The following is a 14,080-nucleotide window of genomic DNA, read 5'->3' as shown; positions in this document are numbered from 1 at the left end:
TGCCGCGGAGCGGGACGTACGCGTGAGCGCGTACAGGTGACACCGCCTCAGCAGTCGCACCCGCAGTCACAGCCGTCGCAGCAGCTGCAACAGTCGCAGCAGTTGCTGCACGCGTCGCAACCGTCACAGCAGTCCCCGCAGTCGCACTGGCTGCACAGCCCCTCCCGCCGCTGACGCGACCAGGGGTCCTCGAAGGTGCCGCAGCACATCTGGCAGGTGCAGGCGAGCCCGGCCCACACCAGGCAGCCCATGACGAGCCCGCGCCGGTCGCGCGGCGGCTCGGGCGGCCGGGGCCCGGAGGGCCCGCCCGGCCCCGTGGGCGCGTACGGATTGCCCGGCGGCGGCCCGAAGGAGCCCGTGGGCACCGTTCCTGACGGTGCGCCGGATACGGTCAGCGGCCCGCCGGACCGGTGGGAGCAGACGTCCGTGGCGAAGGCCCGGTCCACCGAGCGCCGCAGTTCGTGGGTCAGCAGCACATGGGCGAGCCGGCCGTCGGTGAACTCCGCGTCCGCCAGCGCCAGCCGTACGCCCTTCAGCGCGTCGTCGGCCAGCCGCCGGGCCTCGGCGCGCGAGGTGCCGGTCGCGGTGAGCGGGTTCCAGGCGCCCGAGGCGGCGTCGGCCTCCTGGTCCTCCACGGCGTCCAGCAGGTGCGCGAGGCGTCCGAAGAGGCGTCCTGCCTCGGCGAGCGGTTCGGCGTTCTCCGGCCGGCCCGCGAGGATCGCGGTGTGCGCGAAGGCCGCGGCGGTGGCGGTCTCGGTGGGCTCGGTGACCGTCAGCAGCGGGGTGCCGGGTCCGGCGAGGAGTTCGATGCCGGTCTGCCGGTCGACGGCGTCGACCAGGACCGCGGTGTCGAAGCCGAGCCGGGCGCCGGTGCGGGCCCCGGCCCGGTCCCAGCTCGCCGCGACCTTGCGGGCCGCCGCGGCGACCGGGCGGCGCGCCAACAGGCCGTCCCGGTCGGCGACGTGGTCCCGCACCTTCGCCGAGGCGAGCACCAGCGAGACGGCGGCGGCCAGCCGGGCGCCCTCGCCGCGCGCGACGGGCGCGGTGCGCATGGAGCGCAGGGGGCACGGCCCGGCGGTGCGGCGCTGGGCGGGGGTGCGCTCGGCCTGAGCCTCCGTCAGGACCGAGACGATCAGGCCGTCGTAATTGGTCACGACCCGGGCGAACTGCCCGTGGTCGGAGCGGAGCGCGAGGCAGAGCCCGCAGAGATGGGCCATCCACTCGGTCTTGAGCCTCTCGGAGAGGCGATGCGTACAGGGCCTGACTATTCCGAACACGGCCGTCCCCCGGTTTTCGTTCGCGTGTGTGCCGCGCTCGGGCGCGGATGCGACGGCATCGTACCGAGCGGCCCGTTCACCCGTACGTCCCCCATGTCACCCGTACGGCCCGGACTTCATATTTTCTTTCTTCAGGCCCCCTTACCCGTACGAAGCCTGACGAATCGCCACATCCTCTGCACCAGTACCGTCACGAATGCCCTGCGCGCCGCCTATCCCCTTGGCGCACGATCCGCATCATGGACGACCATAGGGATACGAAAGAGATGCGGAACACCAAGGAACCGCGGTGAGAGGAGGCGTCCATGGGATCGGTGCGCAAGGCGAGTGCCTGGCTGGGCCTCGTAGAGGACAACGACGAGCGGTACTACGACGACGACGAGTACGCCGAGGGTGCACGGACCGGTACCGGTCAGGCGTGGGTGACCGATCCCCGGGTGCGGGTGGCCTCCGAGACCGCCGAGGAGACGGGCCGCCGGATCGCCACCGTGACCCCGGACAGCTTCCGGGACGCCCGCGCCATCGGCGAGCTGTTCCGGGACGGCGTCCCGGTGATCATGAACCTCACGTCCATGGACTCCGCCGACGCCAAGCGCGTGGTGGACTTCGCCGCGGGCCTGATCTTCGGACTGCGCGGGTCGATCGACCGCGTCGCCACCCGCGTCTTCCTGCTGACCCCCGCCGACACCCAGGTGATGAACGGCGAAGCCGTCGGCCGGCCGGCCGACGGCTTCTTCAACCAGAGCTGACCGCCCTCCGGGCGCTCATCGGAACGCGTCCAGGCCGGTGAGCGCCTTCCCCAGGACCAGCTGGTGCATCTCCACGGTCCCCTCGTAGGTGAGGACCGACTCCAGATTGGTCGCGTGCCGCATCACCGGGTACTCCAGCGAGATCCCGTTGGCGCCGAGGATCGTGCGCGAGGTGCGGCAGATCTCGATGGCCTCCCGCACGTTGTTCAGCTTCCCGAAACTGACCTGCTCCGGGCGCAGCCGCCCGGCGTCCATCCGCTGCCCGAGGTGGTGGGCGAGCAGGATGCCCTTGTGCAGCTCGACGGCCATGTCGGCCAGCTTGGCCTGGGTGAGCTGGAAGCCGCCGATCGGCTTCCCGAACTGCTCCCGGGTGCGCGCGTAGTCGACGGCCGCCTCGAAGCTGGACCGGGCCGCGCCCATGGCGCCCCAGACGATGCCGTAGCGGGCGTGGCTGAGACAGCTGAGCGGTCCGCGCAGCCCGGTGACCCCGGGCAGGACGGCGTCGGCGGGCAGCCGCACCTCGTCCAGGACCAGTTCGCTGGTGACCGAGGCGCGCAGCGACCATTTGTGCCGGATCTCGGGCGCGGAGAAGCCCGGCGCGTCGGTCGGGACGACGAAGCCCCGGATGCCGGTACCGGCCGGGCCCTCGTCGGTCTGCGCCCAGACGACCGCGACCCCGGCGACCGAGCCGTTGGTGATCCACATCTTGCGGCCGCTGAGCACCCAGTCCTCGCCGTCGCGCTTGGCGTACGTGCGCATGGCGGCCGGGTCCGATCCGTGGTCGGGCTCGGTGAGGCCGAAGCAGCCGATGGTCTCGCCCGCCGCCATGCCCGGCAGCCACCGCTGCTTCTGCTCCTCGGAGCCGTAGCGGTGGATCGCGTACATGGCGAGTGAGCCCTGTACGGAGACGAGCGAGCGGATGCCGGAGTCGGCCGCCTCCAGCTCCAGGCAGGCCAGCCCGTACTGGACGGCCGTCGCGCCGGCGCAGCCGTAGCCCTGGAGCGACATGCCGAGCGCGCCGAGGGCACCCAGCTCACGGGCCAGCTCGCGGATGCCGGGCAGCTCGCCGTTCTCGTACCACTCGGCGATGTGGGGCAGGACGCGGTCGGCGGCCCAGGTCCGGACGGTGTCGCGGATCGCGAGGTCCTCGGGGCCCAGCAGATCGTCGACGCCGATCGGGTCGCGGGGGTCGAAGGGCGGGAGCTTCGAGGTGGGGGCGGTGGACATGAGGGTGTGCCTCCGGCGGGTGTGCTCGAAAACTAGCAGCGTTAGTTACGGTGCCGTGCCGACGTTACGACCCGGTGTGCCGGACGTCCAGGGTGTCCGGAGCCCGCCCCGCCCGGCCGACGGCGCGCGGGCACCCGGGGCTGCGCGGCCGGCCGGTCCACGGCCTCGCGCGGCGGCGCGTCGGCCGGGCGCTCCGCCGGGTCCCGGGGTTCGCAGAGCTTCGGGGCGCACTCCATCGCCCGGGGCAGCCGCAGCGCGGCGAGCGCCCCGAGCAGCAGGAGCCCCGCGCTGACCAGCAGCGTCACATGCAGCCCGGCGATGAAGGCGTCCCGGGCCGTGGTGCGCAGGACGGCGCCGAGCGGTCCGCCCAGGTGCGCGGCCTGCTGGTACGCCTCGCCGAGCGAGCGGGCGGCTCCGGCTGCTGCGGACGCGGGGACGCCGTCGGCGTGCAGCCCCGCGAGGCCGGGCGTATAGGCGGCGTTCATCACGCTGCCGAGGAGCGCTATCCCCATGCCGGCGCCCAGCTGGTAGGAGGTCTCCCCGATCGCCGCCGCCCCGCCCGCCCGGTCGGCGGGGGCCTCGCTGAGCATCGATTCGTACGCACCGAACAGCGTGGACTGGAGGCCGAAACCGAGGGCCACGAAGGCGGCGGCCAGCAGGACGGGCCGGTCGTCGCGGCCCATCACGGTCAGCGTCAGCACCGAGGCGGCCGTCAGGACGAAGCCCCAGCCGACCATCCGGCGCGGCCCGAACCGGCGCAGCGTGTGGGAGCCGGTGGCGCCCGCGGCCATCGCGGCGAAGGTGAGCGGCAGCAGCCTGAGGCCGGTCTCCAGGGGGCTGAGGCCCAGGACGAGCTGGAGGTACTGGACGGCGACGAGCTCCAGGCCGACCAGGGCGAGCATGGCCAGGACGATGCAGCCGACGGCGGTCGAGAAGGCGGGCCGGGTGAACATGCCGATGTCGATCAGCGGGTGGGCGCGCCGTTTCTGGCGGCGCACGAAGGCGGTGAGCAGGACGGCCCCGAGCAGCAGCGGCACCAGGGTCGCCGGGCCGGCCAGGCCCTCGCCGGTGCCGGCCCGCTTCACGCCGAGGACCACGCCGAGCACCCCGGCGGCGGCCATCAGCGCGCCGAGCACGTCCCAGGGTCCGTCGTCGTTGCCCCGGGACTCAGGGAGCAGCAGCCGGCCGACCGGGAGGATCAGGGCCATCAGCGGGATGTTGATCAGGAAGACCGAGCCCCACCAGAAGTGCTCGACGAGGAAACCGCCGATGACGGGTCCGGTGGCGGCGCCGACGGCGGCCACGGCGGACCAGACGCCGATCGCCACGGCCCGTTCGCGCCGGTCGGGGAAGACCTGGCGCAGGATCGAGAGGGTGGCGGGCATGATCATCGCCCCGCCGACGCCGAGCAGGGCCCGCGCCGCGATGAGCACGCCCGCGCTGTCGGCCAGGGCGGCGACGGCCGAGGCGGCGCCGAAGAGGGCGTAACCGAGCAGCAGGACGCGCCGGCGTCCGACCCGGTCGCCGAGGGTGCCGAAGAGGATCAGCAGCGAGGCGCAGACGAGCGGGTAGGCGTCCACGATCCACAGCAGTCCGGCGGCGCTGGGCCGCAGGTCCTCGGTGACGGCGGGGACGGCCACGTGCAGCACGGTCGCGTCGAGCGCGACGAGCAGCAGGCTGAGGCAGAGGACGACGAGGACGACCCAGCGATTGGCACCGTCGGCGGCTGCGCGCAGGCGGATTCGGGCGGTGGGCGTCCCGGTCATGCATCTACCTCCCAGATGGTCCCTCGCTCTCGGCGGGCCCACGGGACTCGGTGGTCCGGGCCCGGCATCGACGGGCGAGTGATCCGTCAGCGTACGCGAGTTCGGCTGGGCCACGCGTGGCCCATCTCATACCGTCCGGCCCGGCGGAGTGTGGCGTACGCCACTGCGCACGCCGCCCGGCACCACCGTCCGAGGGCCCGCCCGAAGCCGTACGGTAACCGGACTGCCACCCTCCGTTCCGCTCCGCCGCACCGTGGACAAACACACTTCGAGCTCCCCGGAATTCTTCGCAGGCGCCAGCGAATTACTTGTCGAACAGGTATCGCATAACGGGTCGAAAAGAATAGGGGAGTTATTCAGGCACCCTGAAAAACCCCGGTGGCTGAGACATACTCCACATCACATCGTCATCACAAAGCGCCCGGATCGACAGGCGCGCCCACTCACTCGCTGTAACGTCGATTGGGTGCGTACCGACATCTTCGCCCGGCTGGACCGGGAGCCGGAACCGCCGAAGATAGAGACACCGCGGATGAGCCGTCACCGCATCGCTCTCTTCGGCGGGACGTTGGCGTTCTATCTGGCCATCGTCGTTGCCGTGCTCATGTCGTCCTGGCTGGTGGCCCTGGACTGGAAGGTCATGCTCTTCCGGCCCTACCAGCAGTGGCCCGAAATCCACGCCGCCCTCGACTACTACGTGGTCCTCGGCCAGCGCGGGCCCACCGCGGTCATGGTCGCCTGCTGGCTCGGCTGGCGCTCCTGGCGGCAGCACACCCTGCGTCCGCTGCTGACGCTCGGCGCCTCGCTGCTGCTGCTCAACCTGACGGTGGGCGCGGTCAAGATCGGCCTCGGCCGGCTCGGCCCGCACTACGCGACCAGGATCGGATCGGCCGAGCTCTTCGCCGGCGGCGATATATTTCCCTCCGGCCACACCGCCAACGCCGTCGTGACCTGGGGAATCCTCGCCTACCTGGCCGCCACCCCGAGGGCCAGGCGCTATCTGTCGGCCATGTCCGCGATCGTCTCGCTCGGCGTCGGCCTGACGACGGTCTACCTCGGTACGCACTGGCTGAGCGATGTGCTCCTCGGCTGGGCCGCGGGCCTGCTGATCCTGCTCGGCCTGCCCTGGGTGGAGCCGCTGATCACCCGCGCCGAGGACTGGATCTTCGCCGCCCGTGCCCGGCTCGGCGCCCCCGGCAGCCGTCCCGCGGCCCCGGTGCCCGCCGACGACGCCCCGGCGCCCGTGCCGGCCGTGCAGCCGGCCGCACAGCCCGCCGTACAGCCGCCCGCGGAGGAGCCGGCGGCGCAGGGCCCGGCGCGCGGCCAGGCCGGGCGCCCACCGGCCGCGAACGGCCGCCCGCGCCCCCATCCCGCTCCGGCCACGGCCCACGCGGTGCGCTCCGAGCGGTCCCCGGTGACGCCGGCCGGCAGCCGGCGCCCGCCGCACGCGGACCGCGCGCCGCGCGGGGGCACGGCTCCGGCCCGGCCGGTCGCCGGCGGCTGATCCCCGCGTACGTGTGAGGGGCCCCGACCGCGTTCGGTCGGGGCCCCTCACACGTACGCGGGGCGGTCTCAGCCGGTCCAGCAGCGCCTGACGACGCCGCCGTCGACCTCGAAGTTGATCCGGCCGGCCTGGAACTCCATGGTGATGACCGTGCCCGGCGCGAGGGCCCGTACGGTGGACCAGCCGCGCTCCCGGGCCCGCTGCTCGGCGGTCTCCGCGGAGAGCCCCACATACGCGCCGGTGGAGTCGTCGGGCTGGGCGGGAGGAGTCGGTATGGGTGCCATACCTCTCACCGTAGGCGCCCGGGTACGGAGGCGGTAGCGGGGCCGCGCGCGGGCACACGGCATCCTCATGTCCCTCACCGGTCACACTTGTGTCACAGGATCCCGACACCTGTTCCCCGGGACCCCCTTCACCCGAACGTGCGATTCACGACCGGACGCACAGTAATCGCACAGGCCGGTGAACGATCTTCGGAACGACGGGAAAACGACGAGGATTTCCGTCCCGGGGCGAGGTGGAATTCCCGGCGGGAAAACGTTCCGCAAAGGCGGGCTGCGCCGGTAATTCACCCTCCCTTATCGCACCCTTATCCCCGGGACCGACAGGCATACCATCGGACGGGCCCTCCCGTGGCGGGCGGACCGTATAGCGGACAACCCGGTTCCGCGCATTCCGACGCGCGGGCGGAGGGCCGTCCCCATCGCGCGTCTACCCCGCGCCCGCCCCTCCACACCCGTCCACGGCGGGCGGTTTCCTCCCCCTTTGTCGGACGGTCCCGCACCCTCGCGGCGCGCCCGGGCCCTATTACGTACGGCTTCCCGCGTGACCCCGGCCACGGCTCGCCCGTTGTCATCTCTGAGCCGGGAACCGCCCGGCGCACGTACCGAGTTCGAGGAGCCACCCGTGCCGCGCATGCTCGACGTCAGCGAGGACGTACGCGCCGAGATCGGCGACGCCGAAGCCGACCGGCTGCTCGTCGGCGACAACGCCCCCGGCAGTTACGACTGCACCTCCTGCCGCACCCCCGGCGACTCCGAGCAGGAGCGCACCAGCACGGTGCTGTTCGTCGGCGACGAGACCGCCGTGCTCGCCTTCGCGCACGCCAGCTGCATCCCCTCGCAGGTGGTCCAGGTCGCCGAGGAGCAGCTTCAGGGCGCCGTCCGCAGCATCACCGGCGGCGAGCAGGGGGAGCCGGAGCGGATCGTCCCCGAGCAGGCCGTCCTCGGCATCACCAGCGGCCTCGTCCTGATCGACGACGAGCTGCACCCGGCCCTGGTCGTCGAGCCGACCGGCGCGATCGCCCGCCCCGGGACGGACGGCCGGGACGGCGACCAGTTCCTCCAGCTCCTCCTGGAGCAGGGCTTCCAGCCGGTCCACCGCATGGAGCAGGTGCCGGAGGTGCTGCACGGCTGGTCGATCCTGCTCGCCATGGGCCAGCTGCACGCCGTGCTCCAGCCCGGTACGGGGGGCGGCACCCCGGTCGCCTGGTGGCAGGCGCACGCGCCGCTCCAGGTCACCGAGGGCTGGCGGACCGCCGCCAACAAGTCGCAGACCGTGCTGGTCTACGCCGCCCCGGCGGGCTCCATCGGCCAGCAGCCCCGCGAGGACCTGCTGCGCGACGCGCTGGAGAAGGCGTCGGCCGCCGGGCTGCTGGTCGCCGCCGCCATGCCGCTGGCCGGGACCTGACCGTGACCGCGCATCCGGAGCGCCGGCGGCGAACAGTTGTCTGCCCGACGGGTGTTTCCCCGGCGGGCCCGCATCCGACGGCCGCCGAGGTCGTTGGCACCTACGTGCACTCATACGACCCCTCCCACCAGCGTCCGAGCCCGATCCCTGCCATGCGTCCCGCGCAGGACCCCTCGGGCGGCCCGTCCCACACCCCGATCTACGACGCGCTGTACTCCGAGTACCGCCGCTCGTTCCGGGCGTTGCCGGGTGACCGGACCGGCGAGGAGAGTCTGGGCCTCCAGGCCCTCGGCCTCTTCGGCTCACGCGCCCCGCTGCGCGGCCACTCGGGCCACTCCTCGCCCGGCGGTACGGGGGCGGCGACGGGCGACCGCTCCACGGGCACCCGCTCCGGGAGCCTCGGCGGCTGGCAGCGGGTGGGCCGCCACGCGGGGCGCACCAGGCCCGCGGCCCTGCCGCCCGGCTCACGGGACGCCTGACCTCCCGCACGACGCAGCCCCGGACCGCTCGGTGACCGAGCGCTCCGGGGCTGTCGCGCACGCCTTCGTACGAGGGGCTACTTCTTGCGGCCCCGCTTCTCGCGGACCCGGACCGAGATGTGGATCGGGGTGCCCTCGAAGCCGAACTCCTCGCGCAGGCGGCGCTCCACGAAGCGCCGGTAGCCGTGCTCCAGGAAGCCGGAGGCGAAGAGGACGAAGCGCGGCGGCTTGGTGCCCGCCTGGGTGCCGAACAGGATGCGGGGCTGCTTGCCGCCCCGGACCGGGTGCGGGTGGGCGGCGACGATCTCGCCCAGGAAGGCGTTGAGCCGGCCGGTCGGGACGCGGGTCTCCCAGCCGTCGAGCGCGGTCTCGATCGCCGGGACCAGCTTCTCCATGTGGCGGCCGGTGCGGGCCGAGACGTTGACCCGGGGGCCCAGGCGACCTGCGCGAGCTCGGTCTCGATCTCGCGCTCCAGGTAGTAGCGGCGCTCCTCGTCCAGCGTGTCCCACTTGTTGAAGGCGAGCACGACGGCGCGGCCCGCCTCCACGGCCATGGTCACGATGCGCTGGTCCTGGACGCTGATCGTCTCGCTGGAGTCGATCAGGATGACCGCGACCTCGGCCTTCTCCAGGGCGGCGGCGGTGCGCAGCGAGGCGTAGTAGTCCGCGCCCTCCTGGAGGTGGACGCGGCGGCGGATGCCGGCCGTGTCGATGAACTTCCAGGTGACGCCGCCCAGCTCGATCAGCTCGTCGACCGGGTCACGGGTGGTACCCGCCAGCTCGTTGACGACGACGCGGTCCTCGTTGGCGACCTTGTTCAGCAGCGAGGACTTGCCGACGTTCGGGCGGCCGATGAGCGCGATGCGGCGCGGGCCGCCGACCGCCGTGCCGAAGGACTGCGGCGGGGCCTCGGGCAGGGCCTCCAGGACGGCGTCGAGCATGTCGCCGGTGCCGCGGCCGTGCAGCGAGGAGACCGGGTGCGGTTCGCCGAGGCCGAGCGACCACAGGGACGTGGCGTCGGCCTCGCCGCTCTGCCCGTCGACCTTGTTGGCGCAGAGCACGACGGGCTTGCCGGCCCGGCGCAGCAGCTTGACGACGGCCTCGTCGGTGTCGGTGGCGCCGACGGTGGAGTCCACCACGAAGACGACCGCGTCGGCCGTCTCGATCGCGTACTCCGCCTGGGCGGCGACGGAGGCGTCCAGACCGAGGACGTCCTGCTCCCAGCCGCCGGTGTCGACGACCTTGAAGCGGCGGCCGGCCCACTCGGCCTCGTAGGTGACGCGGTCGCGGGTGACGCCCGGCTTGTCCTGGACGACGGCCTCGCGGCGGCCGATGATCCGGTTCACCAGGGTCGACTTGCCGACGTTGGGGCGGCCGACGACGGCGAGGACGGGGAGCGGTCCGTGACCGGCCTCGTCCAGCGCGCCCTCGACCTCCTCGGGGTCGAAGCCTTCCTGCGCGGCGAGCTCCATGAACTCCGCGTACTCGGCATCGCCAAGCTCTCCGTGCTCGTGGTCCGAGCCGCCGGAGTGAATCTGGTCGTTCATGAAGTCCGTTCCTCTTTGCATCATCATCGATGGACCACGCAGCGCGCGGTCCACTACTCAAGTCTTACCCGGTGCGCCCGGTGAGGCGCCCGGCGTGCTCCAGGTGGCCGGTCAGCCGGGCCCGGATGCGCAGCGTGGCCTCGTCCAGCGCCTTGCGCGTACGCCTGCCGCTTCCGTCGCCCGCCTCGAAGGCGTCCCCGAAGACGACGTCCACGCGGCTGCGCAGCGGCGGCAGTGCCGATATCAACCGTCCGCGGCGCTCGGTGCTTCCCAGGACGGCCACGGGGACGATCGGCGCCCCGCTGCGTACCGCGAAGTACGCGAGCCCGGCGCGCAGCGAGGCGAAGTCTCCTTCGCCCCTGGTGCCCTCGGGGAAGATCCCGAGCACCCCGCCGTCCTCCAGCACGCCGAGCGCGCGGGTGATGGCGGTGCGGTCGGCGGTCGTACGGTCCACCTCCAGCTGCCCGATTCCGCGCAGGAACGGGTCCAGGGGGCCGACGAACGCCTCTTTCTTGATCAGGAAGTGGACGGGCCGGGGCGCGGTGCCCATCAGCATCGGCCCGTCGATGTTGTGCGAGTGGTTCACCGCGAGTATGACGGGTCCGGAGGCCGGGACCCGCCAGGCACCGAGGACGCGGGGCCGGAAGAGCCCGTACATCAGCCCGATCCCGATGCCGCGCCCGACCGCCGCACCACGCGGCGAGGGCGCGCTCGTGGCGTCGGTCACTTCGCGGCCCGCTTCTCCCCGACGAGGGTGACGACGCACTCGATGACCTGCTGGAGCGTCAGCTCGGTGGTGTCCACCTCGACCGCGTCGGCCGCCTTGGCGAGCGGGGAGGTCTTGCGGCCGGAGTCGGCCGCGTCCCGCTTGATCAGCGCCTCCTTGGTGGCGGCGAGATCGGAGCCCTTGACCTCGCCGCTGCGGCGGGCGGCGCGGGCCTCCGGCGACGCGGTGAGGAAGATCTTGATGTCGGCGTCCGGCAGCACGGTGGTGCCGATGTCGCGGCCCTCGACCACGATGCCCTTCTCGGCCTCGGCGGCGATGGTGCGCTGGAGCTCGGTGATCAGGGTGCGCACCTCGGGCACGGCGCTGACGGCGCTGACCTTGGAGGTGACCTCCTGGGTGCGGATCGGGCCGGACGCGTCCTCGCCGTCGACGGTGATCGTCGGGCCGGCCGGGTCGGTGCCGGAGACGATGACGGGCTTGGCGGCGGCGGTCGCGACCTGGGCGGGGTCGTGCACGTCGATGCCGTTGTTCAGCATCCACCAGGTGATGGCGCGGTACTGGGCGCCGGTGTCCAGGTAGCTGAGGCCGAGCTGGGCGGCGACGGCCTTGGAGGTGCTGGACTTGCCGGTGCCGGAGGGGCCGTCGATGGCGACGATCACTGCGGCCGGGGCGGTCCGGACGGCGGCGCTTACGGTTTCCACGGTGGTGGACACCTTCCTGGTGCTCGGGGCGGGCGGGACGGGACGCGTGAACCCGCCCCGCACAAGGTTACCGAGTGCGGGGACGGGCCCGGTCACCCCTGTGGACAAGTGTGCGACCGGTTAGTGTCCCATGGGTCCTACTGACGGATCGACCAGCCCCGCTCGCGGAGGGCCGCCGCCAGGACGGGGGCGGCGCTCGGTTCGACCATGAGCTGGACGAGTCCGGCCTGCTGGCCGCTGGCGTGCTCGATGCGCACGTCCTCGATGTTGACCCCGGACCGGCCCGCGTCGGCGAAGATGGCGGCCAGCTCGCCGGGCCGGTCGCTGATCAGGACGGCGACCGTCTCGTACGAGGCCGGGGCGGCGCCGTGCTTGCCGGGCACCCGGACCCGGCCCGCGTTGCCCCGGCTCAGCACATCGCGGATGCCCTCGGTGCCCGCGCGCCGCTTCTCCTCGTCGGCGGACTGGAGCCCGCGCAGCGCGGTGACCGTCTCTTCCAGGTCGGCGGCGACGCCCGCGAGGACGTCGGCGACGGGACCGGGGTTGGCGGACAGGATCTCGACCCACATGCGCGGGTCGGAGGCGGCGATCCGGGTCACGTCCCTGATCCCCTGCCCGCACAGCCGTACCGCGCTCTCGTCGGCGTCCTCCAGGCGCGCCGCGACCATCGAGGAGATCAGCTGCGGGGTGTGCGAGACGAGCGCGACGGCCCGGTCGTGGGCGTCGGCGTCCATGACGACCGGGACAGCCCGGCAGAGCGCGACCAGCTCCAGGGCGAGGTTCAGCACCTCGGTGTCGGTGTCCCGGGTCGGGGTGAGCACCCAGGGCCGCCCCTCGAAGAGGTCGGCGGTCGCGGCGAGCGGCCCGGAGCGCTCCTTGCCGGCCATGGGGTGCGTGCCGATGTACGGGGTGAGGTCGGCCCCCAGCGCCTCCAGCTCGCGGCGCGGGCCGCCCTTGACGCTGGCGACGTCGAGGTAGCCCCGGGCGACCCCGTCGCGCATGGCGGCGGCGAGCACGGTCGCGGTGTGGGCGGGCGGCACGGCGACGACCGCCAGGTCGACCCGGCCCTCGGGCGGCTCGTCCGTACCGGCGCCGAGCGCGGCGGCGGTCCTGGCGGACTCGGGGTCGTGGTCGACCAGGTGGACGGTGACGCCCCGGCCCGCGAGGGCGAGGGCCGCAGAGGTCCCGACGAGGCCGGTACCGATGACGACGGCGGTTCTCACTGGGCGATGTCCTTGCGCAGGGCGGCGGTGGCGCCGAGGTAGACGTGGTTGATCTCGGCCTTGGACAGATAGGTCTCGACGTGCGCCAGGACGCGGACCACCCGGGGCATGGCCCCCTCGATGTCCAGTTCCTGGGCGCAGATCAGCGGTACGTCCACGATCCCGAGGGAGCGCGCGGCGGCGGCCGGGAAGTCGCTGTGCAGGTCGGGTGTGGCCGTGAACCAGATGCTGATCAGGTCGTCCGCGACGAGTTCGTTGCGCTCCAGCACGGCGGTGAGCAGGGCACCGACCTGCTCGTGCAGGTGCCCGGTCTCGTCCCGGTCCAGCTGGACTGCGCCCCGGACCGCTCGTACCGCCACGTCGTGCTCCTTGCTCGTTCCGTACCGCTTGCCTCGTATGCGATCAGCGTAGAGGGGCGGCGGGGTCCCGTGCCCGCCCGCCCTTTTTATGAGACGCGCCCGCGCCCGGTCCTCGCGTAGCCTCCCGGCATGATCACGCCGACCGACGAGGACCTGGTGCGCCGCCACACGGTGTACTCCTGTGTGATGGGGTCGCGTGCCTTCGGTCTCGCCACCGAGACCAGCGACACCGACCGGCGGGGCGTGTTCCTGGCACCGACCCCGCTGTTCTGGCGCTTCGAGAAGCCGCCCACGCACATCGAGGGCCCGGCGGACGAGCAGTTCTCCTGGGAGCTGGAACGCTTCTGCGAGCTGGCCCTGCGGGCCAACCCGAACGTGCTGGAGTGCCTGCACTCGCCGCTCGTGGATCAGGTGGACGACACCGGCCGGGAGCTGCTGGCCCTGCGCGGCGCCTTCCTCTCCCGCCGGGCGCACGACTCGTTCGTACGCTATGCCCTGGCCCAGCGCCGCAAGCTGGAGGCGGACGTCCGCCAGTACGGCGCCCCGCGCTGGAAGCACGCGATGCACCTGCTGCGCCTGCTGGCGAGCTGCCGGGACCTGCTGCGCACCGGCGAACTGACGATCGAGGTGGGCGGGGCCCGCGAAGCGCTCCTCGCGGTCAGGCGCGGCGAGGTGCCCTGGCCGGAGGTCGAACGCCGCATGACCCGCCTCGCCGTCGAGAACGACGAGGCGGCCGACACCTCCCCCCTGCCGCCCGAGCCGGACCGGGCCCGGATCGAGGACTTCCTCGTCCGCACGCGCCGGGCGTCGGCCCTGGCGTCCGCCGGCTGAGC

General features: G+C 73.1%; 13 protein-coding genes and 1 pseudogene. 5 read left to right on the top strand and 9 right to left on the bottom strand.

What is annotated here, in order from left to right; all coding sequences use genetic code 11:
• Window positions 1-47: 47 nt before the first annotated feature.
• Entirely contained in the window at window positions 48-1,217 is a 1,170-nt protein-coding gene (locus tag NEH16_RS25365; RefSeq protein ID WP_374215603.1) for a DUF5685 family protein, read from the bottom strand.
• Between the two features lie 365 nt (window positions 1,218-1,582).
• Between NEH16_RS25365 and NEH16_RS25360 the strand changes: the two genes are divergently transcribed.
• Window positions 1,583-2,026: a cell division protein SepF gene (locus NEH16_RS25360; protein ID WP_073968076.1), complete on the top strand. Its 444-nt coding sequence runs from the start codon at window positions 1,583-1,585 to the stop codon at window positions 2,024-2,026.
• A gap of 15 nt (window positions 2,027-2,041) precedes the next feature.
• Here the strand turns inward: NEH16_RS25360 and NEH16_RS25355 are convergent, their stop codons facing one another.
• Both NEH16_RS25355 and NEH16_RS25350 read right to left on the bottom strand, forming a co-directional pair.
• Complete coding sequence (locus NEH16_RS25355) at window positions 2,042-3,253, bottom strand: acyl-CoA dehydrogenase family protein (RefSeq protein ID WP_073968077.1); 1,212 nt, start codon at window positions 3,251-3,253, stop codon at window positions 2,042-2,044.
• A 41-nt stretch (window positions 3,254-3,294) separates the two neighbouring features.
• Window positions 3,295-5,019: an MFS transporter gene (locus NEH16_RS25350; protein WP_265545126.1), complete on the bottom strand. Its 1,725-nt coding sequence runs from the start codon at window positions 5,017-5,019 to the stop codon at window positions 3,295-3,297.
• Between the two features lie 466 nt (window positions 5,020-5,485).
• On the opposite strand from NEH16_RS25350, the gene NEH16_RS25345 reads away from it, so the two are divergent.
• Complete coding sequence (locus tag NEH16_RS25345) at window positions 5,486-6,523, top strand: phosphatase PAP2 family protein (protein WP_265545125.1); 1,038 nt, start codon at window positions 5,486-5,488, stop codon at window positions 6,521-6,523.
• A gap of 68 nt (window positions 6,524-6,591) precedes the next feature.
• On the opposite strand, the gene NEH16_RS25340 is transcribed toward NEH16_RS25345, so the two are convergent.
• Window positions 6,592-6,807, bottom strand: a complete 216-nt coding sequence (locus NEH16_RS25340) for an I78 family peptidase inhibitor (protein WP_265545124.1) — start codon at window positions 6,805-6,807, stop codon at window positions 6,592-6,594.
• Window positions 6,808-7,429: 622 nt separating this feature from the next.
• Here NEH16_RS25340 and NEH16_RS25335 point away from each other — a divergent pair.
• Window positions 7,430-8,212: a hypothetical protein gene (locus NEH16_RS25335; RefSeq protein WP_265545122.1), complete on the top strand. Its 783-nt coding sequence runs from the start codon at window positions 7,430-7,432 to the stop codon at window positions 8,210-8,212.
• Window positions 8,213-8,364: 152 nt separating this feature from the next.
• A complete protein-coding gene (locus NEH16_RS25330; protein ID WP_265545120.1) occupies window positions 8,365-8,691 on the top strand; it encodes a hypothetical protein in 327 nt (108 codons plus the stop codon).
• A 77-nt stretch (window positions 8,692-8,768) separates the two neighbouring features.
• On the opposite strand, the pseudogene der reads toward NEH16_RS25330, so the two are convergent.
• The 5 genes and pseudogenes from der to aroH form a co-directional block, all read right to left on the bottom strand.
• Window positions 8,769-10,237 (bottom strand): annotated as a pseudogene (der, locus tag NEH16_RS25325) (ribosome biogenesis GTPase Der).
• A 64-nt stretch (window positions 10,238-10,301) separates the two neighbouring features.
• Window positions 10,302-10,964 carry a lysophospholipid acyltransferase family protein gene (locus NEH16_RS25320; protein ID WP_073968084.1) on the bottom strand — a complete coding sequence of 221 codons (663 nt, stop codon included), beginning with the start codon at window positions 10,962-10,964 and terminating at the stop codon, window positions 10,302-10,304.
• On the bottom strand, window positions 10,961-11,677 hold the full coding sequence (gene cmk / locus NEH16_RS25315; RefSeq protein WP_073968085.1) for a (d)CMP kinase: 717 nt from the start codon (window positions 11,675-11,677) through the stop codon (window positions 10,961-10,963). The genes NEH16_RS25320 and cmk overlap by 4 nt, the downstream gene beginning before the upstream one ends.
• 125 nt (window positions 11,678-11,802) lie before the next feature.
• Window positions 11,803-12,888 carry a prephenate dehydrogenase gene (locus NEH16_RS25310; protein ID WP_073968086.1) on the bottom strand — a complete coding sequence of 362 codons (1,086 nt, stop codon included), beginning with the start codon at window positions 12,886-12,888 and terminating at the stop codon, window positions 11,803-11,805.
• Complete coding sequence (aroH, locus tag NEH16_RS25305) at window positions 12,885-13,247, bottom strand: chorismate mutase (RefSeq protein ID WP_073968087.1); 363 nt, start codon at window positions 13,245-13,247, stop codon at window positions 12,885-12,887. Before aroH ends, NEH16_RS25310 begins: the two co-directional genes overlap by 4 nt.
• A gap of 129 nt (window positions 13,248-13,376) precedes the next feature.
• Between aroH and NEH16_RS25300 the strand changes: the two genes are divergently transcribed.
• Window positions 13,377-14,078 carry a nucleotidyltransferase domain-containing protein gene (locus tag NEH16_RS25300; protein ID WP_265545116.1) on the top strand — a complete coding sequence of 234 codons (702 nt, stop codon included), beginning with the start codon at window positions 13,377-13,379 and terminating at the stop codon, window positions 14,076-14,078.
• The last annotated feature ends 2 nt before the right edge of the window (window positions 14,079-14,080 follow it).

Source organism: Streptomyces drozdowiczii (assembly GCF_026167665.1).
Classification (GTDB): domain Bacteria; phylum Actinomycetota; class Actinomycetes; order Streptomycetales; family Streptomycetaceae; genus Streptomyces; species Streptomyces drozdowiczii_A.
Note: the sequence above shows the minus strand (reverse complement) of the source record. Positions and strands in the feature narration are given on the sequence as shown.